Origin of the sequence: Paenarthrobacter sp. Z7-10 (assembly GCF_026932795.1) — a bacterium.
GTDB lineage: Bacteria > Actinomycetota > Actinomycetes > Actinomycetales > Micrococcaceae > Arthrobacter_M.
The window spans coordinates 1-21523 of record NZ_JADPVH010000014.1; the positions used below are offsets into that span (position 1 = coordinate 1).

Here is a 21523-nt window from a genome sequence, read left to right on the forward strand (position 1 = left end):
GCCCCGGCCGGAACCGCAGAAGCCACGGCACCAACCACAGCAACGACGGGATCGGGACTGAGATCGGCAGCAGTGATGGGATCGGCGCCGGGGTTACTGGGGGGAGGAGCGGTGGCGCCGGGGTTGCTGACGGGAGGAGCGGCGGCGCCGGGGTTGCTGACGGGAGGAGCGGTGGCGCCGGGGTTACTGACGGGAGGAGCGGCGGCGCCGGGGTTACTGGGGTCGTTCATCCACGCCGGCAGTTCCGCCAAATCCAGCAGGTGTTGAATCCCGCAGGGGTCCAGCCCCAACAGTGCAAGCACGGCCCCCATCGGATCCAGCACTCCGGGCGCGTCATCATCGCGGCCCAGCCGGGCCAGCTCATCACAATGGGCCGCCAGTTCCCACGCCAATGGATTTTCGCCGTGCCGATCGGCCTCCTCGAGCCGAAGCCCAAGAACCGCATCGAAACCCTGAACCAAATCCATACCAACAGCCTACAAACAGCCACCGACAAAACTCCCGGCCCATCCACACACCATCAATGCACACACACGTCGAACCACACACATCGCCGCGAACCGGCATCAGGGCCAGGTCCCGAAATGGCGGAAAGCGAACCGCTCAGTACATGCCACCCAGCAGGCGACTCAGCACTGAAAGATCGACCACATTTGGGGTAGGTCCGGCGGCGAGGAAGTGTTTCACATCGCGAATCAGCCGCGACCCGTTGAGCACGTGGACCAGATCCGAGCCATCGGGCTCACTGCCCCGGGCGTAATCAATAACCGGCTCATACAGGTTTCCGCCGGGGCTGTGGACGCATATCCAGCCAGTTACATTGCATTCCGGAAAGAGCTCCTGCATGCGGCGGACGGCCGGGAGCATCCTCGGCGGTTCAAGAACTTTGGCGCCGTGGACCAGAGTGCCGCCGTTCCAGCGGTAGGCGCCTTCGGGCAGCAGCATGGACCCGATCAGCACCAACCGGTAACCGGTCAGCAGGGCATGATCGATGTAGCTGTTGTCCGCTGGGGAAACCAGGCCATTGATCAAACGCGCTGATGGTATGTCCGGCAGCACCTGCTGCATCAGCAGTTGGATGGTGCGTGCTTCGCGCTGAAGCCGGGCCTGTGCGCCAAACAAGCCACGCTTGCGCGGTGCACCGTGCACCTGCTGGGCGGCTCGGGCCAAGGGCAGCAGGGGCTGGGCACCCGCCGGAACGTCGGCATAGGCAGGCACGAAGACGGCGTCGTCGCGGGCGGAGACCTTCTGCTCCCGGGCCGACGTGCTGACGTTGAAGGATTCGGAGGCGCTGCTGCCGTTCGGCGATCCGAAACCGGCCGACGACGACGGTGCAAACCACGCGGGTTGGGCCCGGGATCCAGCACCGTAGGATTTATCGTAAGCGGCGCGGCGCTGGGGATCCATCAGTGTCTCGTACGCCGCCGTTACCATTCGGAACGCCTCGGCGTCTCCGCCGTGGTCGGGGTGGGCATGTCGGGCCGCCTTTCGGTAGGCCGTCTTGATATCCCGTTCGGTAGCGGTCACCGCGATGCCCAGTACTTGGTAGTGCGTGAGGATGGGGTCACTCACTCATTGGCCTTTCCGATGGGCTGTCATAGAGCGGTGTGGGGCGTCAGGCCCACTCCCGGCTTGGGCGCTGCCAGGTAGCGCAGGAAAAGCATATCCGCACTTTTAAGGATATGAGCCAGGGCCATGGCCTGTGGACCCGCGTCCGGGCTGCCGGCGGACCCCGCAACGGTGCCGACGGCGATGCCCGCTGCGATCCTAGGCGCCCCGCCGCCCACGAGGAGGGGGGAGAGGGAAAGGCACAGTTCGTCCACCTGACCGGCTTCCTGGAAGGAGCCAAACAGATGCGGGCCGCCCTCTGAATGGATGCGGCTCAGGCCGCGGGCTGCGAGTTCGGCAATCACTGTGGGGATGTCCAAAACCCGGGTGCCCGCGGAGACGACATCGGCCACGGCTGACAGCGCCCTGCGGTTGTCGGTCGGCGCCGCTTCGGTGGTGAAAATCAGCGGACGCACTGGAGCTGCCGCGAAAAGCTTGCTGTGTGGGTCAAGGTCAAGGTGGCCGGAGACGATGGCGAAAGCCGGGTGGGCGGGCTTGCCGTGCTGCAGGCGCCATTGTTGGGCGGCGGTGTCCAGCAGTTCGCCGGCGTAGCCCTCCGTGCGAACCGTTTGCGCCCCTACCAGCAGAACATCCGCGGACCGGCGCATCAGCGTGAAGATGCGCTGATCGGCAGCATTGCCCAATCCTCCGGAGCGTCCGGAAAGGGCGGCCGCGCCATCAAGGCTTGAGACGAAATTGAAGCTGACCCACGGCGCAGTCCCGGTTGGACCGGCATACCAGTCCAGCAGCTGCGCATCCGTGGCGTCCGGTACCGGGTCGGGAAAGATCCGGTCCACAGGTTCGCGGTAGGCGCGCTCCCTGCTCTCGGACTGTTGGTCTTCGCGATTCTGGCTCACCGGTGCACCGGGGCGTTGACATCGCCCATGTTGTGCAGCAAGTATTCCGGTTCCCTCCAGCCCAAGGCCGCCTCGGTTAACCGCACGGCCGAGTGGGCAGCCGAAACGTTGTGCATCCGCACGATCCGGGCACCGCCGAGCACACACATCACGGCGGCTGCCAGTGACCCTGCCATCCGCTGCTGCTTCTCTTGGCCCAATGTTTCGCCGATAAAGTCCTTGTTGGACACCGCCGCGAGGGATGGGAATCCGAGGGCGGCGATGTCGCGGAATCGGTGCGTCAGCTCGAGCGAATGCAGGGTGTTTTTGTTCAGGTCATGACCGGGGTCCAGAATGATCCGATTCTCGGCAATGCCCAGCTTCAGGGCGAGATCGACCTTGGCGCGCAGGAAACTCACGACTTCCGCCACCACGTCCTCATAGTGCGGTCGTGGAAAAACGGTCCTCGGGGATGCCAAACTGTGGGTGATCACCAGGTGCGCGTCGCTGGCGGCGACGACGGCAGCCAGGTCCGGATCCTGCAGGCCCGTGGTGTCGTTGATGACGTGAGCGCCAGCCGCGATGCTCAGCTCGGCTACCTTCGGTGTAAAGGTGTCCACGGAAATGATGACGTTGCTGCGCGCCGCCACCGCTTCGATGACTGGAACTACCCGCTCAGCCTCCTCCCAGGGGCTCAGCGCGGGACCTGGGGAAAATGGCACTCCGCCGATATCCACCCAGTCCGCGCCGTCGTCGACGGCCTGCAGCGAGGCGGCAACTGCGGCGTCCAGCGAGAAGGTGCGGCCGCCGTCGTAAAAGGAATCCGGCGTCCGATTAATGATCGCCATTAGTGCAACCTTGCGGCTGAAATCCAGTGTTCTGCCACCGAATTCGTGAATCGGATTCAGCAGCGGCGGCTGGAAAAACGGCGAAACTCCTGCGGGCTCGGGCATGTTTCTCCGTTCCTGTTAGACGTCCGTCAGCGCGGTCTGCGGGTCGGCGAGGCGCTGCGTATCCACTCTACGGCCGCTGCGGATCAGATCCTGGATGCCCTCCTGGACGTCCCAGACATTGACGTTCATTCCGGCCACCACCTTCTCATCGCGAACCCAGAAGGCGATGAACTCGCGCTGCTCCAAACTGCCCCGGACCACCAGGTCGGCGTTCCTGGCGCGCGCCCCGTAGCCGGAGTACTCCATCCCGAGATCGAACTGGTCGGTCTAGAAGTAGGGAATGGCGTCGAGCACGGCATCGTGGCCGAGCATCGACTTAGCGGCCACTTCGCCGCCGGCCAGGGCATTAGCCCAATGCTCGCTGCGCGCGTATTCCCCTGTGACGGGGTGCAGCACATTGGCCACATCGCCGGCTGCAAAAATGTCCACACTGCTGGTCCGCAGGCCGGAATCAACCTGTATGCCGTTGCTGATTTTCAGCCCGGCGGTCTCGGCCAGGGCGATGTTGGGAACGACGCCGACGGCGATCACCACCAGATCCGCGGGAAGAATTTCGCCGGTGCTGACGACGACGGCACTGACGTGTCCGTCGTCGTCAGCGTTGAGGCGGTCCGCGGAAGCCGGGAGCCGGAACTGCACGCCGGCCTCAAGCTGCCGGGAAACGAAAACAGATCCCGGTTGGCGCCCTATCGCCGCGCTCAGCGGCACCTCCTCGAGTCCAAGCAAAGTGACCTCATTGCCCAATTCCCGGGCGCTGGCGGCGACCTCCATCCCGATCCAGCCCGAACCGATGATGACCAGCCGACGCCCGCCCTTGGCTAATTGAGTGCGGAGCTGCCGGCTGTCCGCTTTGGTGCGAAAATACTGTACGCCCTCCAGTTCCGTACCCGGGAGCTCAAGAATGCGGGGTACGGCGCCGGTGCTCAGCAGCAACTTTGAGTACCTTAGGCTGTGGCCGCTGGTTAGGGTGACGCTGTGGTCCGCCGGATCGGTCCGGGCGGCCGTTTCGTCCGTGATCAGCCGCACGTCGTTGTCGCCGTACCAGGACTGCGGATAGGGCAGCAGCGATTCCTCGGTTTCCTTGCCGGTCAGGAAACCCTTGGACAGTGGCGGGCGCAGGTACGGAATGTCCTGCTCGGCCCCGATCAGCACTATGGGGCCGGTATATCCTTCGGAGCGGAGCGTGGCCGCAGCAGTTGCTCCCGTCAGTCCCGCTCCCACTATGACCATTGCTTCGCCGCTGCCATCGGCGCTGTTCATGCGGCTCATGGGACATCTCTTTCCACTGTTTAACCAAACCTTCCGGCGGGCGCCGGAGGGGATGGAGTCAGTTCGGGAACTGGCTCCGCAGCGGCCCTGACGTGCTCAGTTCTCCATCGAACGTGGAGGTGCGGGTGATGGTTCCACTGCTGAGCACACCGCGGAGCGACATGCAGGTATGTTCCGCTTCCAGGACAACGCCGACGCCGCGCGGATTCAGTGTCTGAACCAGCCAATCCGCCAGCTGCTGAGTTAGGCGTTCCTGGACTTGGAGGTCGCGGGCGAAATGCTCCAGACCACGGGCCAGCTTCGAAAGCCCGAAAAGCCGGTCGCCGGGGAGGTAACCCAGATGCGCAACGCCGCGGAACGGGAGCAAATGATGCTGGCAGAGCGAATGGAAGGGGACATTCTTCACCAGCACTAAGTCGTGGTAGCCCTCGTCATTGGGGAAAGTGGTCCAGGTCGTCGGCCGCGGAGTCAGCATTTCGGTAAAGGCGCCCACTACCCGGCGGGGAGTGTCCAGCAGGTGCGGATCATTGGTGTCGCGGCCCAGCGCATGCAGGAAATCCCGGATCGCCCGCTCAGCAGCTACCGCGTCAATGGCCGCGGCTGTGGGGGCCTTGTCGGGACCGATCCGGTCGGGACCGATCCGGTCGGAGGCCGCTGCGGAGCGGCGGCCTTGTGTGAACAATTGCAGATCCTCCAACCCGGTTTCCGGAAATTCGCGCTCCAAGTCGTCCGAAGCAGCCAAATCGGCAGCGTCCGCGTCGATGGCTTCCGGGTCGAAACTGGGCAGCAGCCCGGGGGTTTGCTGGGACTGAATGGACATGGTTCGCCTTCGTTCCTGGTCCTTCTAAAGCTTGTTTTTCTGACTTTAGAAGCGCAGACTCTTTAAGTCAAGAAGATTACTTTTAGAGATGGATTTCTCGTGACTGATGGAAACCGGAAGACGGCGGGACGGTTGTCGGCCCGCGAAACCACAGCGGATCGTTTCCTGCCGGATCCCAGCGCGTCCGGGCTGGTGACTGGATCCGCCCCGGTGACTGGATCCGATGGGCGGGCGGCCGGGGCCGGCGGGCTGGCGGGCGCACCCGATGAGCAGGGGGCCGGCGTGCCGTCGATCAGGCACCGTGACGCAGTGTCCGGCGAGTGGCCCGCGGCGTCAGGTGGGAATGGCTTGGAGCGGCAGGACCAGTTGGCTGCCGTTGCGGCGCTGGGCGATCCCGTTCGCCGGGCCTTGTTCGAGGCCGTTCGCCAAAGTCCTGTGCCCCTGGGCGTCGACAGCCTGACCCGGACGCTCGGGATTCCGCGCAGCACTGTGGTGTTCCAGCTGCAGAAGCTGGTGGACGCGGGCGTGCTCAGCATCGAATTCGCTAAGCCCGGCCGGCGCCGCGGTCCGGGCTCGGGACGGCCGGCGAAGCTGTATCTGCCCAGACAAGGTGAGGTGGCGGCCTCGGTTCCGGACCGGCATTATGATTTGGCGGCGCAGCTGATGGCTGCGGCGATTGAACGCTCCACCGCCAGCGGCTCAGCTGTCCAGCAGGCGTTGGCAGAGGTGGCGTTCGACGTCGGAAGCCGGCTGGGTGCCGACGCCGGCAGCATCGGCGAGGCATTGCGCCTTAACGGATTCGCGCCCCGGACCGACGGGAAGGGCGGATATTTGCTGCATAATTGTCCGTTCCATCGGCTGGCCCGAAGCCACACCGACGTGGTCTGCGGGATGAATGGTGCCTTACTTACAGGCGCCCTGCAGGGATGTGCGGATAAGGATCATGACGTGGTCCCCGACCCGGATGGACCCTACTGCTGCGCCCGGATCGTGCGCCGTCAGGTGGAGTAGCGCCGGTTCGGGCAGAGCGGATTCGGGCATAGGCTCACGGCATGGGGGCAAAAAGTGAAGACCTGGACGGGGCGGACGCCGGAGAATGGATCGCGGAGCGGCTTAGTGCTTACCGCGGTGTCTCCGGGGGCCGCTCGCCAGCCGCGGCGGTGGGCGGGACGGTCCCGGACTGCTTTGAAGCCTACGTCCGCATCTTTCACGCCGCCTCCTGGCCCGACGGCAGCCGCGCTGGCTGGCGCGACGTGGCCGCTGCCCAGGGCACCGTTTGGCATCCGGAGATGCAGTTCAACGCGATTGCCGGGCCGGCACACCGCCACCCCGGAGCGGATCTTTTTGGCGATCTGGGAGGGCTGGGAACTGGCCAACGACGCCAGCAACATGTCCAGCGCCACCTTCCTGGCGCAGGAGCAGGATGTGGACGAGCAAGCGCGGATGCAGGCGCAGCAGGGTTTTACCGGGCATAAGGAGCGGCTCCAGGTGCCCGTTTTCCCGTCCGATTTGCTTGCGGCCGACCGTTGGACGTCGGCAACGGGTTCCGCCGCTATTTGGTGGTCCGTGGCTCCGTACCAAATTTGCAGGTCCCACCCTGGCTGGACACCGGAACGGGGCTAAACTCCGAAACCCCGAATCTCGCCTGGCCCGCGGACCGGGCCTGGTGCCTCGCGACGGAGATCGACTTTGACTCCACGTTGGTGGGCGGCAGCGCGGAACTGATCGCCGCCGTCGTCGAACATCCGGGCCTGGAAGCGCTTGAGGTCGGCGTCGAAACCAGCTTGCATTGGGACGCGGACACCGTCAATCCCACCCCGCGTCCACCCAGGGCCGCCTCCTGAGAGCATCCTCCGTCTCCGGCCGGGTTCTCGGTTTGGGTAGAATGGGACTATGCCCGTGTACCTTGACCATGCGGCAACCACGCCTATCTCCGGACCCGCGTTGGCCGCACTCACTTCCGAACTCAGCCGCAGCGGCAACCCCTCGTCGCTGCACGGCTCCGGTCGCCGTGCCCGCGCTGTGGTGGAGCAGTCGCGCGAGACCCTCGCCGCGGCCGCAGGAGCGCACCCCTCTGAAGTGATCTTCACGTCGGGTGGGACCGAAGCGGACAACCTGGCCCTCAAGGGGCTTTTCTGGTCCCGGCGGGATGCCGATCCGGTACGGAAACGCATCCTGGTCTCGTCCGTGGAGCACGCGGCGGTGCAGGACACGGCGGCCTGGCTGGAAAAGCATGAAGGGGCCGAGGTCGTCTGGCTGCCGGTCGACGACGACGGCGTGCTGCGGCTTGATGCGCTGGCGGCGGAGCTCAACGGGGACAGGAGCAGCACCGGGGCGGGCGCGGATTCGGTGGCCCTGATCTCGGTGATGTGGGCCAACAATGAGGTGGGCAGCATTGCGCCGATCGCTGAGATCGTCGCGCTCGCAGCGGAGTATGGCATTCCGGTGCACTCGGATGCGGTCCAGGCGTTCGGGTCGGTACCGGTGGACTTCAGTGCCTCCGGCTTGGCCGCCATGTCCATCAGCGCACACAAGATCGGTGGCCCGGTGGGAATCGGCGCGCTGCTGCTGGGCCGCGCGGTGAAGCTGGTGCCGGTTCAGCACGGCGGCGGCCAGGAGCGCGACGTCCGCTCCGGCACCCTGGATACCGCCTCCATTGCCGCCTTCGCCGCTGCCGCCGCTGACGTCGTCGGGCATTTGCCCGAAGAAAGCGGACGTCTGGCGGCGCTGCGGGACGCTTTGATCAGCGGGGTGCGGGCCGCCGTTCCGGATGCGGTCCTGCGCGGCGTGGACCCTGCGCTGCGGCCCGAGGGGCGGCTGCCCGGTAACGCGCATTTCACCTTTCCCGGCTGCGAGGGCGATTCCCTGCTGTTCCTTTTGGACATGGCGGGCATCGAATCCTCCACCGGGTCCGCCTGCACCGCTGGTGTCCCGCGACCCTCACATGTGCTGCTGGCGATGGGTATAACCGAGGAAGCGGCCCGCGGTGCGCAGCGGTTCAGCCTGGGGCATACATCCACACCCACGGACGTTGAGCAATGCGTGGCAGTCCTGCCACAGGCATACGCGCGCGCAAAACAGGCGGGCATGGCCTCGCACGTGTCGAGCATTGAAACCGCAGGATCGAAGAGCAGGAATGCCGGGACCGCGCACGCCCCGGTGTCCGCGCCGCTAAGCCAGTCTGGAGTTGGAAAGTAATGCGAGTATTAGCCGCCATGAGCGGGGGAGTGGATTCCGCCGTCGCCGCCGCACGCGCCGTGGAAGCCGGGCACGACGTCGTCGGCGTGCATTTGGCTCTCTCCCGGATGCCCGGGACGCTGCGCACCGGCAGCCGCGGCTGCTGCACGGTCGAGGACTCCAACGACGCGTGGCGTGCGTGTGACAAGTTGGGCATTCCGTACTACGTGTGGGACTTCTCCGAGCGGTTCAAGGAGGACGTGGTCCAGGACTTCATCGACGAGTATGCCGCCGGCCGCACGCCGAACCCGTGCATGCGCTGCAATGAGCGGATCAAGTTCGCCGCACTCCTGGAGAAGGCGCTGGCGCTGGGCTTCGATGCCGTCTGCACAGGTCATTACGCCAAGGTGATCGACGATGGTCACGGCAATAAGGAACTGCATCGCGCCGCGGACTGGGCGAAGGACCAAAGCTATGTGCTCGGTGTGCTGACCCACGAGCAGCTCCAGCACTCGATGTTCCCGCTGGCGGAGACGCCGTCCAAGGCCGAGGTGCGTGCCGAGGCGGAGCGCAGAGGGCTGTCCGTGGCCAAGAAGCCGGACAGCCATGACATCTGCTTCATTCCTGATGGCGACACCGCCGGCTGGCTGGCGGAGAAGATCGACATGGCCACCGGGGATATCGTCAATGAAGCAGGGGCCAAGGTCGGCGAACATCCGGGCGCCAATGCGTTCACGGTGGGCCAGCGGCGCGGCCTGAAACTGGGAACACCGGCCGCCGACGGCAAGCCGCGCTTCGTGCTGGAGATCCGGCCCAAGGAGAACAAGGTGGTGGTCGGGCCGGAGGCCATGCTCGCGATGGACGAGATCCGCGGGATCAAGATCTCCTGGGCCGGGCTGCCAATTGCCGAGGCCGCGGCGGACGTTTCCGGGGAGGTGCAGGGTCCCGGGTCCGTGCGCCGGTCCCTTGACTTCGACTGCATGGCTCAGGTCCGAGCGCATGGCGATCCGGTGCCGGCCCGCGCCCGGGTGGAGTGGACGGCCGACGACGACGGCACCGTGCGTGAGGAGCTGCTGGTCACCCTGATTGAGCCGCTGCGCGGCGTCTCCCCGGGCCAGACGGTGGTGCTGTATCAGGGCACCCGGGTGCTGGGCCAGGCCACCATCGACGCGGCCCGATCACTGGCCCGCCCGGAGCTGTAAGCCAGCCGCGCGCAAGGTTGCGCCCGGCCGCAAAGGCCGGCTTCCGCCGTCGTTCGCGCCATCCGACCGCAGGCGTCCTGCGACGTCACCGCTTCGTGGACGAATCCGTGGTCTCATCCGGCGGATACGTGATCGCTTCGCCGTCCACCTGCGCAAAACTTGTCAGTAGGTGCTCCTTGGCGGACTTCGGGCTCATGATGTCCAGGACCTCCACGCCGCGCACCAGCAGGGCGTCGCCGATCAGCGATCGATGGCACCGCCAGGGCACGGCCTCCGCGCACATGATCGCCGTCGGCGCGGCGGCCGCAAAATCCATCAGCTCGGTAATCCCCGCGGCGAATTCGCCGGTCTGCATGTAATCCGCGTAGCCGCGGAAGGAGGCGTTGCGCCAGGCCGCGTTGATGCTGTCCTTTCGGCTGTGCCGCAGGCCACCCAACTGCGCCATTCGGCGGTAGCGGATGTCATGGGCGGGCAGGCTTGCGGCCAGCGCTTCCTCGGAGAACTGCGGATTGTGCCTGGACTTGGCGATGGTTCGCACGTCGACCAGGGCGCCGATGGAATGCGCTTGAAGCAACGCCACGAACTCGTCGATCGGATGGGTGGAGTGGCCAATCGTGAATATCCTCACCCAATGACCGTACCTCCCCGAACGCATCGGCGGTGCTGGTGGGTGCCGGCATCCTCTTTCACACGCCAAGAGATCTGGACCGAGGTCCAGCACGGAGGAATAGGCTGTTCTCGTGGCGAATAGTGTGCAGCAAGGTGTCCTGGTCCTTCAGCATGTGCCCTGGGAAGGCCCCGGGCTCATTGGCGCCGCGTTGGACCGCGTCGGCGTCCCCTTCAGCGTGCGCAACATTGTCGCCGAAGCGGATCCGCGGCTTCCCGGCATGGATGAGCTGGCAGGCCTGGTGATTATGGGCGGGCCGATGGACGCCGACGACGTCTTAGGCTACCCGGGACTGGCGCGGGAGGTGGCACTCATCCGGGACGCTGTGGCAGCCAATGTACCGGTGCTCGGGATCTGCTTGGGCCATCAGCTGCTCGCGATGGCGCTCGGCGCGCAGCTGCGCACCGGCGTGACCCGGGAGGTCGGCATGGCACCGGTGGAGGTCGTGGCCGGCGACCCCGTGCTCGGCGGGCTCGGCACAACGCCAGTCGTGCACTGGCATACGGACAACGTCGGGCTGCCTTCGGGGGCAACGTTGCTGGCGCGGACGGCGCAGTGTCCGAATCAGGCATTCCGCTATGGCAGCGCGATCGGCATCCAGTTCCATTTGGAGCTGGATGAGGTGCTGCTGCGGGCATGGCTTGACGACGGGCAGATGGCGGACCAACTGGTGGACACCACCGGGGCGCAACTGCTCGCAGACTTCAACATCGATGCCGCTGCGCGAACAGCCGGCGCGGAACAGGCGTTCGGGCCCTTTGTCCATGATGCCGCGGAACAGGCGGCACGGGCGCCCATTCGGGTGCGTTTCCGGGTAGGAACTTCGCCCCAGCCAAACGTTCGGTAGATAAATATCTGGTTGCAAATGCCGGGCCGGTGCCAGAAAAGCCCGCCGGGTCTGATAGAAACAAGGAATCACGAATGTGCGCTATCCCACAACGCTGTGGGCAAAAAGCGCATGTCGAAATTCCCGAAAGAAAGTTTGTAGATGGCTAAGAAGAAGATGGGCCTGCGTTGCGTTGCGACGTTCGCGGGCGTCTCGGCCCTGGCATTGACGGCCTGTACTGGCCCCAGCGGTGGCGGAACCGGCGCGAACAGTCCCGGTGCCGCCTCCGGCGGAGCCCCGATCGTGTTCGGCACCACCGATAAGGTCACCTTCCTGGACCCGGCCGGCTCCTACGACAACGGTTCGTTCATGGTGATGAACCAGATCTACCCCTTCGTGCTCAATTCCAAGCCCGGCAGCGCCGATCCGCAGCCGGATATCGCCGAATCGGCCTCCTTCACCTCGCCCAAGGTGTACACCGTAAAGCTGAAGCCCGGTCTCAAGTGGGCCAATGGATCCGCGCTGGACTCGGCCGACGTCAAGTTCAGCTTTGACCGCCAGCTGAAGATTAATGATGCCAATGGTCCGGCAGCTCTACTGGGAAACCTGGCCAGCGTGGACGCCCCGGATGCGACTACCGTCATCTTCAACCTCAAGGCCGGCAATGACCAGACCTTCCCGCAGGTTTTGACCAGCCCGGCCGGTCCGATTGTCGACAACGAGGCCTTTTCCGCGACCAAGGTGATGAATGACGAAGACATCATCAAGGCCAAGTCTTTCGCCGGCCAGTACATGATCGAGTCGTATAAAAAGAACGAGCTGATCAGCTTTAAGGCCAACCCGGACTATCAGGGACTGCTGGGCAAACCGGCCACGAACAACGTGACGGTCAAGTACTACGCGGACTCGAACAACCTCAAGCTGGACGTGGAACAGGGCAACATCGACGTTGCCTCCCGTTCGCTGACGGCCACCGACGTGGCCGACCTGAAAACCAAGACCGACAAGGTCAAGGTTGATGTGGGCCCTGGCGGCGAGCTGCGCTACATCGTTTTCAACTTTGACACAATGCCGTTCGGTGCCAAGACCGCACAGGCGGACCCGGCCAAGGCTCTGGCCGTCCGCCAGGCCATGGCGGATTCGGTCGACCGCCAGGCTATCGCGGACCAGGTCTACAAGGGCACCTACCTGCCCGTGTATTCCTACGTTCCGCAGGGCTTCGCCGGTGCCACGGAACCGCTCAAGGAAATGTATGGTGACGGCTCCGGCAAGCCGAGTGTCGACAAGGCCAAGAAGGCCCTTTCCGATGCCGGCGTCAGCACCCCGGTGGAGCTGAACCTGCAGTACAACCCGGACCACTACGGCAAGTCCTCCGGCGACGAGTATGCAGCCGTCAAGGACCAGCTGGACAAGACCGGACTCTTCAAGGTCAACCTGCAGTCCACCGAGTGGGTCACCTACACCAAGGACCGGGTTAAGGACGCGTACCCGATGTACCAGCTCGGCTGGTTCCCGGACTACTCGGACGCGGATAACTACCTGACTCCGTTCTTCTCCAAGAACAACTTCCTAAAGAACCATTACGACAACGCCGCGGTGCAGGACATGATTGCAAAGCAGCTGACCACGACCGACAAGGCCGCACGTGAGAAGCTGCTCGGCGACATCCAGACCGCGGTGGCCAAGGATCTCCCCACCCTGCCTCTGCTGCAGGGAGCCCAGGTTGCGGTTTCCGGCAAGGATGTGAAGGGCGTGAAGGACACCCTTGACGCTTCCTTCAAGTTCCGGTTGGGCGTGCTCTCGAAGTAGTCCCGCAGATGGCGGCCTAGCCGCTGACCAACACGGACCTGCATGTGGGGAGGCGGGGCGTCGTGCAGACGCCTCGCCTCCTTATGCGTTGAACGCCGGGCGGATCGGTGCTGGGTGTGTTCCGCGACGTGCCGGACGTGGACTTAGAAATGCCGCACGTGGTCTTGGAAATGAACTGAACAAAATAGAGCTAGGTAGCAATGACAACGTTGATTGATGCGCCCCCCAATGAGCAGGATGGTTTACTTCCCCCGAAGAAATCCCGTTCCGGCGGCGGGCTGGGCGCCTATATTGTGGTCAGGTTCTTCCTGATCTTTCCCACCATCTTCATTCTGGTGACGCTGGTGTTTTTCCTGATGCGGATCACCGGCGATCCAATTACTGCGGCGCTGGGGGACCGGCTGCCGCCGGAGGCCCTGGCAGCCAGGATCCATGAGGCCGGCTATGACCGGCCGGTAATTGTGCAGTACTTCGAGTACCTGGGTCAGATCGCCACCGGTAATTTTGGTCGCACCATTTCGGACAACCTGCTGGTGACGGACATGTTGGCCAGCTACGGCACCGCAACCCTTGAACTGGCGATCAACTCGCTGGTGGTGGCCCTGCTGGTAGGCATTCCGCTGGGCATGGTCGCCGCGCGGCACCGCGACAAATGGCCGGATGCGGTGCTGCGGTTCTTCGCCATTCTTTGCTACGCGACCCCGGTGTTTTTTGCCGGTCTGCTGCTGAAACTGGTATTTTCCGTGGCCCTGGGCTGGCTGCCGGTGGCAGGGCGGGCCAATTCGGCGGACGAAATTGCGCTCACCTCGCTGGTTTCGCCCACCGGCATCTACTGGCTGGACGCTATCCGCAGCGGAAATATGGCAGCCCTCGGTGACGTGATGGCACACGCCGTGCTGCCCGCCGTCGCCCTGGGCCTGCTGACTGGCGGCGTGTTCCTGCGGCTGGTCCGCACCAACGTAATCGGCACGCTAAGCAAGGACTACGTGGAAGCGGGTCGTTCCCGCGGCGTCAGCGAATTCCGGTTGGTGACCAAGCATGCTTACAAGCCGGCGCTGATCCCGATCATCACGGTGATGGGCCTGCAGATTGCCCTGCTCCTGGGAGGGGCGGTTCTGACCGAAACCACCTTCGAGTGGAAGGGACTCGGTTTCCAGCTGGCGCATTATCTGACCGCGCGCGACTTCGTGGCCGTGCAGGGCATTGTGGTGCTGCTGGCAGTCATCGTGGCACTGACCAACTTCATCGTGGACATTGTTGCCGCGCTGATCGATCCCCGGGTGAGGTACTGACCATGGCCAGGAAAAACCAGACTCTGGCTCAACGCCTGCCCATCCTGTCCCATCTGCGCAAAAGTGTCGGCCTGCAGCGCGGCATGCTGGTGACAGGACTGATCATCACGGCCATCTTCCTGCTGACCGCCGCGTTGGCTCCCGTGATCGCGCCCTACGGTTTCGCGCAGCATTTCGATACCCAGCAGCCCCCGTCGTCGGCCCATCTGTGGGGCACGACGGCGGGTGGTTACGACGTACTCTCCCGCGTCGTTTGGGGAACGCAGACGGCCGTCTTGGTGATTGTCATTGCCGTGGTTTTGTCCATCTTCCTTGGCGTGGCGCTCGGGCTGCTCTCCGGTTATCTGGGCGGCTGGCTTGATCGCGTTCTGGTGGTGATCGCGGATGCGATTTACGCGTTCCCGACGCTGCTGCTGGCAATTGTGATGTCCATCGCCATCAGCCACGGCCGCTCCGACCTGTGGAGCGGCATCTTTTCCGCAGCCATTTCCATCACCGTGGTGTTCATTCCGCAGTACTTTCGGGTGATCCGGGCGGAAACCATCCGACTCAAGGCGGAGCCCTTTGTGGAGTCCGCCATGGTGGTGGGCGCCTCCTCGGTGCGGATCATGGCACGACATATCTACAAAAACGCCACCCGGACGCTGCCGCTGATCTTCACGCTGAATGCTTCGGAGGCCATCCTGACCTTGGCCGGTCTGGGGTTCCTGGGCTTCGGTATTGAGCCGACCTCTGCCGCCGAGTGGGGGTACGACCTGAACAAGGCGCTCTCGGATACGACCGCCGGCATCTGGTGGACGGGCGTCTTCCCGGGTGCGGCCATTGTGCTCACCGTCCTGGGTCTGACATTGGTTGGTGAAAGCATGAACGATCTCAATGATCCGCGACTGCGCGGCCGGCGCCGTGCGGGCAAGAGCGCACCGCCGGCACCGATCGGTCCCGCCGGAATGGGCGCCGTGGGAACCAGAGGCGCCGGCACCAGCACGGTCGGAATCAGCAATACTGAGGATGAGGTAAAGGTATGAGTCGCCACGCAGCCCAGCTGGGCAAGGCCAGCAGCGTCAGCAATGCCAGCAATGTTCTCGATGTCCGGGACGGTCCGGTACTCAGCATTGAGCACCTGAGGGTCACGTTCGCCACGGACAGCGGGGACGTCAAGGCCGTCGACGACGTCTCCCTCACAGTGGCCGCGGGCGAGGTGGTCGCCATTGTGGGGGAGTCCGGCTCCGGTAAGACGGTCACGGCCAAGACCATCCTGGGCCTGCTGCCGGAGACTGCGATCAGCTCTGGAGCGGTGCTGATCAGCGGCAACAATGTGATCACCGTGACCCCGGCGCATCTGCGCCAGATCCGCGGCCAGGAAGTTGCAATGGTGTTCCAGGAAGCATCCACTGCGCTCAATCCGGTCTTCACCGTGGGATGGCAGATTGCCGAGGGCCTGCGGGCGCATGCGCCGCATGGCAAACGGGTCAGCAGAAAAGAGGCACGGGCCCGGGCCATCGAGGCGCTGAGCAAGGTGGGCATTCCCGATCCCCAGAAGCGGGTGGACTATTATCCGCACCAGTTTTCCGGTGGGCAGAAGCAGCGAGTGGTGATTGCCGCCGCCTTGGCCCTGAATCCCGGGCTGATTGTGGCCGACGAACCCACCACAGCGCTCGATGTCACGGTACAGGCGGAAATCCTGGAGCTGCTTCGGGATTGCCGGGACATCTTCGGGACATCCATTGTGCTGATCACGCACAATATGGGCGTGGTCGCGGATCTCGCCGACCGGGTGGTGGTGATGTATCAGGGCGATGTGGTGGAGGAGGCCGAGGTTGCCACGTTGTTCGCGACGCCGCAGCAGGAGTACACCAAGAAGCTGCTGGCCGCCGTGCCACGCCTGGGCCGTAATTCGGCCTCCGCGGGGCTGACGGAGCGTGCGCATCAGGAGGCCGAGGTGCTGGTGGAGGCAAAGGATCTGGTGATCGAATATCCGGGCCGGCTAGGCAGCCCGGGGTTCCGGGCGGTGGACCGGGTCAACTTCACCATCTCCGCCGGCGAGGTCTCTGGCATGGTGGGCGAATCCGGCTCCGGCAAGACGACCATTGGCCGGGCGATTGCCGGGCTGAACCGGACCACCGGCGGTTCCTTGCGGGTGCTGGGCTACGAAATGCTCAACTTCAAGGAGCGCACTTTCCGGCCGTTGCGAAAAGATATCGGGTTTGTTTTCCAGGACCCGGCGGCATCCTTTAATCCTCAGCTGACCATTGGCGAATGCGTCGCCGAGCCCATCGTGATCCATGAACAGCGCTCGCCGGCCGAGGTGGACAAGAGGGTTGCCGAGCTGCTGGAGGCGGTGCAGCTGCCACGGGCCTACGCGGAGCGCTATCCGCATGAGCTCTCCGGCGGGCAACGCCAGCGGGCCTCGCTGGCCAGGGCTTTGGCTTTGAATCCCAAGCTGCTGATCGCCGATGAGCCCACGTCCGCACTGGATGTCTCGGTGCAGGCCAAGGTGCTGGAGCTGTTCAAGGAGATCCAGGCAGAGTTCGGGTTCGCCGCTTTGTTTATCAGCCATGACCTGGCCGTGGTGGACATCCTCTCGCAGTGGGTCGGCGTGCTTTACAAGGGACAACTGGTGGAGCAGGGGATTGGCAGCCAGGTGATGGGCTCTCCAACGCACGACTACACCAAGCGGCTGATCGCCTCGCTGCCGGTGCCTGATCCGGCAGAGCAGGCCAAACGCCGCGAGGCGCACCAGGCGCTGCTGCGCGGCTGAGGAGGTTCCGTTCGGGCCGGGTCAGGCTCCACCGGCAGCACGCGGGTGGAGCCTGACCAATCAGGCCGAAACGATCCGGATATTGAAACGGCCACTTTGATCGAAGGTCATCATCAGCCGCAGCCACAGCGGTAGATACATCTCCAATGCACGGGCGGCGTCCAAGCCGCCCAGATCCCGGATGTGTCCGGCTTCCCAGCCCAGCTCACCCAGCAGGCCGACGACGACGGCCTTGGCATCGCCGTCGTCGCCGGCCACAAAGACGTCATGGTCGCCGCCCGCAACGAGCTGCGGGTTGACCATCAGATCCGCCGTCATCGTATTGAGCGTCTTCACCACGCGCGCCGCAGGGAAGACCCGCTGAATGGTCTCGGCCAGGCTGTCCGTGTTCACAACGGACAACGACGGCGGGAACCCGGCGGAAAAATCCAGCGGATTGGCGACATCGATCAGCACTTTGCCGTCCAGGTTAGCCGATCCGGCACTCTGCAGTGCCTGCAGTGAAGCCGTCCCGGCGGTGGCGTTGAGGATGACCTCGGCACCCTGGGCCGCGCCGGAGAAACTATCCGCGCGCGCCGATCCGCCGGCCGACGCCGCCCATTGAACCGCTTTGGGATTGGCGGCGTCCCGGGATCCCATGGTCACTTCGTGGCCGAGCTGGACAAATTTGCCGGCCAGCGTCTGGCCGACGCGTCCGGTCCCTAAGATTGCGATTTTCATGCTCACTCCTTTGACGGCATAGCACCACTACAGCCATCGCCGGCGACGCTGTCAATGGCCCCGCGGCGAACTGGCGTGAGCCGCGCCATTGCCGGGGCCCGCACCGGGCAGCCGGCGGTCACATTGTGGGCCGCCCAGGCCCAGCGCCTAGACTAAATCCATGACCGATTCCACCGACAGCCCCGCCGACGTGCCGGCTTTTGATGCCGAGGCCAGCTCGCTCGCCGGCCGGATCGCCCCGGAAGTCATGGCCGAACTGCTCTCCGTCCGGTCCAGCATCGACAATATTGACGCTGCCCTGGTCTATCTGCTCGCCGAGCGGTTCAAGGCCACTCAACGGGTGGGATTCCTCAAGGCCGCCCATCGGCTGCCGCCGGCGGACCCGGATCGAGAGGCCGCGCAGATAGGCCGGCTTCGGGCGCTTGCCGCGTCAGCCCATCTCGATCCCGGTTTCGCCGAAAAATTCCTCAACTTCATCATCAGCGAGGTCATCCACCACCATCAGGCCATCTCCGAGAACCATGCCGCGGGCCAGGATGACGCTGGAGATGGGTCGCCGACCGTCCGCAGCAACCCGGCACAGCAGTGAGCCGCCGCGAATCCGAAGCTCCTACGCCGAAACCGGAGTCCGGGACGCCAGCGGAAAACGGCCCTGTCCGAACCGGACCGGCCCAGGTCACCGCCACGGCGCTGGGCAGCTGGCCCGGCAGCGATCCGATGGAAGCGGTGCGCATTACCCGCGGCGAACTGGGCAGTCCGCATCTGCCGTATCTGGTGGAATTACCGGACCGTGGGGTGGGGGCGGACACCATTGGCCGCACGGCAGCAATGCTGGTGGAACTTCCGGTGGACGTGCAGCCCTTTGGCTGGCGTCTGGTGGATCGCGCCGGCGCTGACTACCGCCGAGCGGTGGCGATGCTCAGTTCGGACGTCAATATGCTCGCCGATGTTATTGGCACCGAGGAGCAGCCCGGCGCCGAGTTGAAGATCCAGCTGTGTGGGCCGTGGACTCTGGCCGCATCGCTGCATCTGCACTATGGCGAGCGCGCGCTTCTGGATTCCGGCGCGCGGCGCGAACTCGCCGAGTCGTTGGCCGCGGGGATGGCGGACCACTTGGCGAAGGTTGCCGCAGCAGCGCCGAACGCGCGGATTACCGTGCAGCTGGACGAACCGGAGATCAATCGGGTGCTGGCCGGCTCCATCCCCACCGCGAGCGGATACCGCACGCTGCGGGCCATTTCGAAAACCGAAGTGGCCCGCGGCTGGGAGCTGGTTCTGGCCGCGGCGCGTGCCGCGGGGGCAGCGGAAGTGGTGCTGGCCGTGCCGGGTGCAGGCTCCTCATTGGGGCTGGCTTTTTCCACCGGTGCCGACGCCGTTGCGCTGCCGGTCGGTGAGCTGGGAACCCAGGACTGGGAGCAGCTGGCCACCGCAATTGAGGCCGGCAGGAAAGTCTGGGCCGGGATCGCTGCGGCGCAGGAGCCGGGGGCCGATGCGGTGGCCGGCAAGCGCCGTGGTGCTCAGGGGTCAGCGCCGGGAAGGGACCAAGGAGCCCCGGGTGTGTCCCGGTTGGTGCAGTCGGTGACGCAGCCATGGCGCGGGCTGGGACTGCCCGTCAAGTCGCTGTCCGCACTGCGCCTTACCCCCTCGACCGGGCTGGCCGGGTACGCGCCGTCGACCGCGCGCGCCGCGCTGCTGAGGCTGACAGATACGGCTCGTGCCCTCAACGATGTGATGGCCGAATAACCCGGGCACCAGCGCGGAGCCGGCGTTCGGTTAGAGCCGGCTCTCCCATCGCTGCGGCCAAGCATAGGCAGGCAGCGAACCAGGAACCCCGTGGGCGGCGGCCTCGCTCTGGGGGTAGGGTATTAGCTCGTAGTCGAAGCTGCCGGCGTAGACCAGGACCACGCCTACCTGCGGTTGGATCACTTTGACCTGAATACGATGCTTCTTGGCTCCTTCATCCCACCATTGCTGCGCATAGGCCTTGGCGTCGAGGAGCGGCGGCAGGGGCAGACGGATCGGGCCGGCAAGCAGCCGCGATGCCTGTGAGACGCCTCGCAGCAAGCCGTTGTCGGTGACTTCCACCGCAAGGTCAGTGAGGAGCCGGTGGTGCTTTCCAACGTAGTCCACGAGGGCACTGGGGTTCGTCCGGTGAAGCCGGCCTGCCGATGAGGCGCCGCGGGCTTGGTCAGAGTTCGAGTTCCGGTTCGGGTCCGCGCTGCCGGCCGCCTGGGGCCGGCCCAGGCTCGTGGTGTCCTGGAACAGCCGGGTGCGGGACGGGAAAAAGATTTGTCGGCGGGCGGTCAGGCTGGAGCGGCCAAAAGGATCCAGTTGGGCGTGATTTTCGATCCGGAACGGCACCTGTTCGCCGTATTCCGGAAAGAACGCCTCCTCTGAGCTTGCCAGGCTCAGCAGCGGGCGCATCCACGGCTGCGGGCAGCCCGCGACGTCAAAGGTTCCGGTCCCCACCCCGTAGTTGCCGGAGCCTGGCTGGAGCGAAAAGTACTGCTGAACTTCCGGCTGCAGCCGGCCGAAGTCAGCCCCCAGTGCCTGCTCATAAATGCCACTCATGGTTGAAACCCTACTGTGCCGTCCGCCTCCGCTAACTCCAACCGCGGCGCTGGGCCAGCCAGCCGGTCAGCATTCGGGCGCTGTGTCTTCCGTGTGCGCGCAGCCGCGGACTGCTCGGAACCTCGGCTCGTGCGCCATTGAAAACGAAATAGGCGGCCAGTATGGCCAGCCAGGCGTCAATGTCCTGCGGATCCGCGCCACGGCTCAACTCTGAGCACTGCAGCCAGGCGTCCGCGTCCAAGCCGTCCTGCCAGGCATATGCCAGCACCAGCACCCAGTCCGCCCAGCGCGGGCCAACCGTGAGGAAGTTCCAATCGCAGAATAAGGCCACTGAATCGGCTTCCCGAATCAGGATATTGTCTGGACGCAGATCGTTGTGCAGTACGGACTGCCCCCGCAATGCTGATGCGCTGAGGTCCACCAGCATTTGCAGATCCGCAGCACTTTCGGGAGTCACCAGCGGCGCAAAAGCCGGCAGTTCGGCGCCGCTGGCGAGGTCGCCAAAAAGCCGCTTGAGGTCCGGATCTCCGGCCAGCTGTTCCGCGAGGGTTTGGCCCTTGAGCTGCGGCGGCAGTTCGCCCACTCCGGCTTCCACTGCCAGCAGCGATGCGTGCACTGCACCCAGCTCGGGTTCCGTCCATGGCCGGCCGGGCATGTGAGCTTGCACCGCATCGAAGCAAAGCAGCTGCCAGCGGATCCCTCCTGCATCGACGCCGTCGGCGGTCCGAAAGCCTGGCATGGGCAGCCCCGCCGGTAATGACTTCAGCACCTGGCCTTCGAGCAGATATGCGCCGTAGAGGAAGTCGTCGGTTTCCGGAGCCGCCTTGGCGAACATGCATTTGGACCCGCCCCGCAGGATCGCGGCAAAACCATGCGTAAAGCCGCCGCCGGCTGGCTCCACCGAAAGCACATCTTCGCCCAGATGCAAGGTCAGCGTCTTTCGGACGAGGGGCGGAAGGGCAGACCACGGAGCGCGCTGAGCCGTCTGCGCGTAATCGAACATGAACCTACCCTA

21 protein-coding genes and 2 pseudogenes are annotated in these 21523 nt (G+C 64.9%); 12 read left to right on the plus strand and 11 right to left on the minus strand.

What is annotated here, in order from left to right:
- The 7 genes and pseudogenes from IV498_RS06085 to folE all read right to left on the minus strand — a co-directional run.
- Window positions 1-467: pseudogene (locus tag IV498_RS06085) on the minus strand (hypothetical protein); the annotation flags it as partial.
- 136 nt (window positions 468-603) lie between these two features.
- Complete coding sequence (locus IV498_RS06090) at window positions 604-1572, minus strand: J domain-containing protein (protein ID WP_269045677.1); 969 nt, start codon at window positions 1570-1572, stop codon at window positions 604-606.
- A 23-nt stretch (window positions 1573-1595) separates the two neighbouring features.
- A complete protein-coding gene (locus IV498_RS06095) occupies window positions 1596-2465 on the minus strand; it encodes a pyrimidine reductase family protein (protein ID WP_269045678.1) in 870 nt (289 codons plus the stop codon).
- Window positions 2462-3397 carry a dihydropteroate synthase gene (folP, locus tag IV498_RS06100; protein ID WP_269045679.1) on the minus strand — a complete coding sequence of 312 codons (936 nt, stop codon included), beginning with the start codon at window positions 3395-3397 and terminating at the stop codon, window positions 2462-2464. The genes IV498_RS06095 and folP overlap by 4 nt, the downstream gene beginning before the upstream one ends.
- 15 nt (window positions 3398-3412) lie before the next feature.
- Window positions 3413-3652 (minus strand): annotated as a pseudogene (locus IV498_RS18845) (oxidoreductase C-terminal domain-containing protein); the annotation flags it as partial.
- A 12-nt stretch (window positions 3653-3664) separates the two neighbouring features.
- A complete protein-coding gene (locus IV498_RS06105; protein ID WP_330059193.1) occupies window positions 3665-4666 on the minus strand; it encodes an NAD(P)/FAD-dependent oxidoreductase in 1002 nt (333 codons plus the stop codon).
- Window positions 4667-4724: 58 nt separating this feature from the next.
- Window positions 4725-5486 (minus strand): GTP cyclohydrolase I, encoded by a 762-nt coding sequence (gene folE, locus IV498_RS06110; RefSeq protein WP_269045680.1) that lies wholly within the window; start codon window positions 5484-5486, stop codon window positions 4725-4727.
- Between the two features lie 99 nt (window positions 5487-5585).
- On the opposite strand from folE, the gene IV498_RS06115 reads away from it, so the two are divergent.
- The 5 genes from IV498_RS06115 to mnmA are packed head-to-tail and all read left to right on the plus strand — an operon-like array spanning window position 5586 to window position 9865.
- Window positions 5586-6497 (plus strand): helix-turn-helix transcriptional regulator, encoded by a 912-nt coding sequence (locus tag IV498_RS06115; RefSeq protein WP_269045681.1) that lies wholly within the window; start codon window positions 5586-5588, stop codon window positions 6495-6497.
- Window positions 6498-6538: 41 nt separating this feature from the next.
- The gene (locus IV498_RS06120) at window positions 6539-6961 is read left to right on the plus strand and encodes a hypothetical protein (RefSeq protein ID WP_269045682.1); all 423 of its coding nucleotides are present in this window, start codon (window positions 6539-6541) and stop codon (window positions 6959-6961) included.
- A gap of 51 nt (window positions 6962-7012) precedes the next feature.
- Window positions 7013-7330, plus strand: a complete 318-nt coding sequence (locus IV498_RS06125; protein ID WP_269045683.1) for a hypothetical protein — start codon at window positions 7013-7015, stop codon at window positions 7328-7330.
- Window positions 7331-7379: 49 nt separating this feature from the next.
- Complete coding sequence (locus IV498_RS06130; RefSeq protein ID WP_269045684.1) at window positions 7380-8684, plus strand: cysteine desulfurase family protein; 1305 nt, start codon at window positions 7380-7382, stop codon at window positions 8682-8684.
- On the plus strand, window positions 8684-9865 hold the full coding sequence (gene mnmA, locus IV498_RS06135; protein ID WP_269045685.1) for a tRNA 2-thiouridine(34) synthase MnmA: 1182 nt from the start codon (window positions 8684-8686) through the stop codon (window positions 9863-9865). The genes IV498_RS06130 and mnmA overlap by 1 nt, the downstream gene beginning before the upstream one ends.
- Before the next feature lie 85 nt (window positions 9866-9950).
- Here the strand turns inward: mnmA and IV498_RS06140 are convergent, their stop codons facing one another.
- Entirely contained in the window at window positions 9951-10493 is a 543-nt protein-coding gene (locus IV498_RS06140) for a DUF488 domain-containing protein (protein ID WP_269045686.1), read from the minus strand.
- Between the two features lie 112 nt (window positions 10494-10605).
- Between IV498_RS06140 and IV498_RS06145 the strand changes: the two genes are divergently transcribed.
- The 5 genes from IV498_RS06145 (at window position 10606) to IV498_RS06165 (ending at window position 17217) form a co-directional block, all read left to right on the plus strand.
- The gene (locus IV498_RS06145; protein WP_269045687.1) at window positions 10606-11379 is read left to right on the plus strand and encodes a type 1 glutamine amidotransferase; all 774 of its coding nucleotides are present in this window, start codon (window positions 10606-10608) and stop codon (window positions 11377-11379) included.
- A 141-nt stretch (window positions 11380-11520) separates the two neighbouring features.
- Complete coding sequence (locus IV498_RS06150) at window positions 11521-13167, plus strand: ABC transporter substrate-binding protein (protein ID WP_269045688.1); 1647 nt, start codon at window positions 11521-11523, stop codon at window positions 13165-13167.
- Window positions 13168-13367: 200 nt separating this feature from the next.
- Window positions 13368-14459, plus strand: coding sequence for an ABC transporter permease (locus IV498_RS06155; RefSeq protein WP_269045689.1), 1092 nt, complete (start codon window positions 13368-13370; stop codon window positions 14457-14459).
- Between the two features lie 2 nt (window positions 14460-14461).
- On the plus strand, window positions 14462-15484 hold the full coding sequence (locus IV498_RS06160; RefSeq protein ID WP_269045690.1) for an ABC transporter permease: 1023 nt from the start codon (window positions 14462-14464) through the stop codon (window positions 15482-15484).
- Window positions 15481-17217: a dipeptide ABC transporter ATP-binding protein gene (locus IV498_RS06165; RefSeq protein ID WP_269045691.1), complete on the plus strand. Its 1737-nt coding sequence runs from the start codon at window positions 15481-15483 to the stop codon at window positions 17215-17217. Before IV498_RS06160 ends, IV498_RS06165 begins: the two co-directional genes overlap by 4 nt.
- A gap of 60 nt (window positions 17218-17277) precedes the next feature.
- Here IV498_RS06165 and IV498_RS06170 read toward each other — a convergent pair whose 3' ends face one another.
- Entirely contained in the window at window positions 17278-17937 is a 660-nt protein-coding gene (locus IV498_RS06170; protein WP_269045692.1) for an NADPH-dependent F420 reductase, read from the minus strand.
- 160 nt (window positions 17938-18097) lie between these two features.
- Here IV498_RS06170 and IV498_RS06175 point away from each other — a divergent pair, with 160 nt between their 5' ends.
- Window positions 18098-18526: a chorismate mutase gene (locus IV498_RS06175; RefSeq protein ID WP_269045693.1), complete on the plus strand. Its 429-nt coding sequence runs from the start codon at window positions 18098-18100 to the stop codon at window positions 18524-18526.
- Entirely contained in the window at window positions 18523-19680 is a 1158-nt protein-coding gene (locus tag IV498_RS06180; protein ID WP_330059195.1) for a hypothetical protein, read from the plus strand. The genes IV498_RS06175 and IV498_RS06180 overlap by 4 nt, the downstream gene beginning before the upstream one ends.
- 30 nt (window positions 19681-19710) lie before the next feature.
- On the opposite strand, the gene IV498_RS06185 is transcribed toward IV498_RS06180, so the two are convergent.
- Both IV498_RS06185 and IV498_RS06190 read right to left on the minus strand, forming a co-directional pair.
- Window positions 19711-20508 carry a DUF4166 domain-containing protein gene (locus IV498_RS06185; protein ID WP_269045694.1) on the minus strand — a complete coding sequence of 266 codons (798 nt, stop codon included), beginning with the start codon at window positions 20506-20508 and terminating at the stop codon, window positions 19711-19713.
- Between the two features lie 31 nt (window positions 20509-20539).
- Window positions 20540-21511 carry a phosphotransferase gene (locus IV498_RS06190; RefSeq protein ID WP_269045695.1) on the minus strand — a complete coding sequence of 324 codons (972 nt, stop codon included), beginning with the start codon at window positions 21509-21511 and terminating at the stop codon, window positions 20540-20542.
- Window positions 21512-21523: the final 12 nt, after the last annotated feature.

Excerpts from the sequence above, each read along its gene's own strand:
- IV498_RS06150 (WP_269045688.1), top strand. The coding sequence starts at position 11,521 with ATGGCTAAGAAGAAGATGGGCCTGCGTTGCGTTGCGACGTTCGCGGGC.
- IV498_RS06170 (WP_269045692.1), bottom strand. The coding sequence starts at position 17,937 with ATGAAAATCGCAATCTTAGGGACCGGACGCGTCGGCCAGACGCTGGCC.
- IV498_RS06185 (WP_269045694.1), bottom strand. The coding sequence starts at position 20,508 with ATGAGTGGCATTTATGAGCAGGCACTGGGGGCTGACTTCGGCCGGCTG.
- IV498_RS06190 (WP_269045695.1), bottom strand. The coding sequence starts at position 21,511 with ATGTTCGATTACGCGCAGACGGCTCAGCGCGCTCCGTGGTCTGCCCTT.
- IV498_RS06155 (WP_269045689.1), top strand. The coding sequence starts at position 13,368 with ATGACAACGTTGATTGATGCGCCCCCCAATGAGCAGGATGGTTTACTT.
- folP (WP_269045679.1), bottom strand. The coding sequence starts at position 3,397 with ATGCCCGAGCCCGCAGGAGTTTCGCCGTTTTTCCAGCCGCCGCTGCTG.
- mnmA (WP_269045685.1), top strand. The coding sequence starts at position 8,684 with ATGCGAGTATTAGCCGCCATGAGCGGGGGAGTGGATTCCGCCGTCGCC.
- IV498_RS06105 (WP_330059193.1), bottom strand. The coding sequence starts at position 4,666 with ATGAGCCGCATGAACAGCGCCGATGGCAGCGGCGAAGCAATGGTCATA.
- IV498_RS06130 (WP_269045684.1), top strand. The coding sequence starts at position 7,380 with ATGCCCGTGTACCTTGACCATGCGGCAACCACGCCTATCTCCGGACCC.
- IV498_RS06165 (WP_269045691.1), top strand. The coding sequence starts at position 15,481 with ATGAGTCGCCACGCAGCCCAGCTGGGCAAGGCCAGCAGCGTCAGCAAT.
- IV498_RS06160 (WP_269045690.1), top strand. The coding sequence starts at position 14,462 with ATGGCCAGGAAAAACCAGACTCTGGCTCAACGCCTGCCCATCCTGTCC.
- folE (WP_269045680.1), bottom strand. The coding sequence starts at position 5,486 with ATGTCCATTCAGTCCCAGCAAACCCCCGGGCTGCTGCCCAGTTTCGAC.
- IV498_RS06175 (WP_269045693.1), top strand. The coding sequence starts at position 18,098 with ATGACCGATTCCACCGACAGCCCCGCCGACGTGCCGGCTTTTGATGCC.
- IV498_RS06120 (WP_269045682.1), top strand. The coding sequence starts at position 6,539 with ATGGGGGCAAAAAGTGAAGACCTGGACGGGGCGGACGCCGGAGAATGG.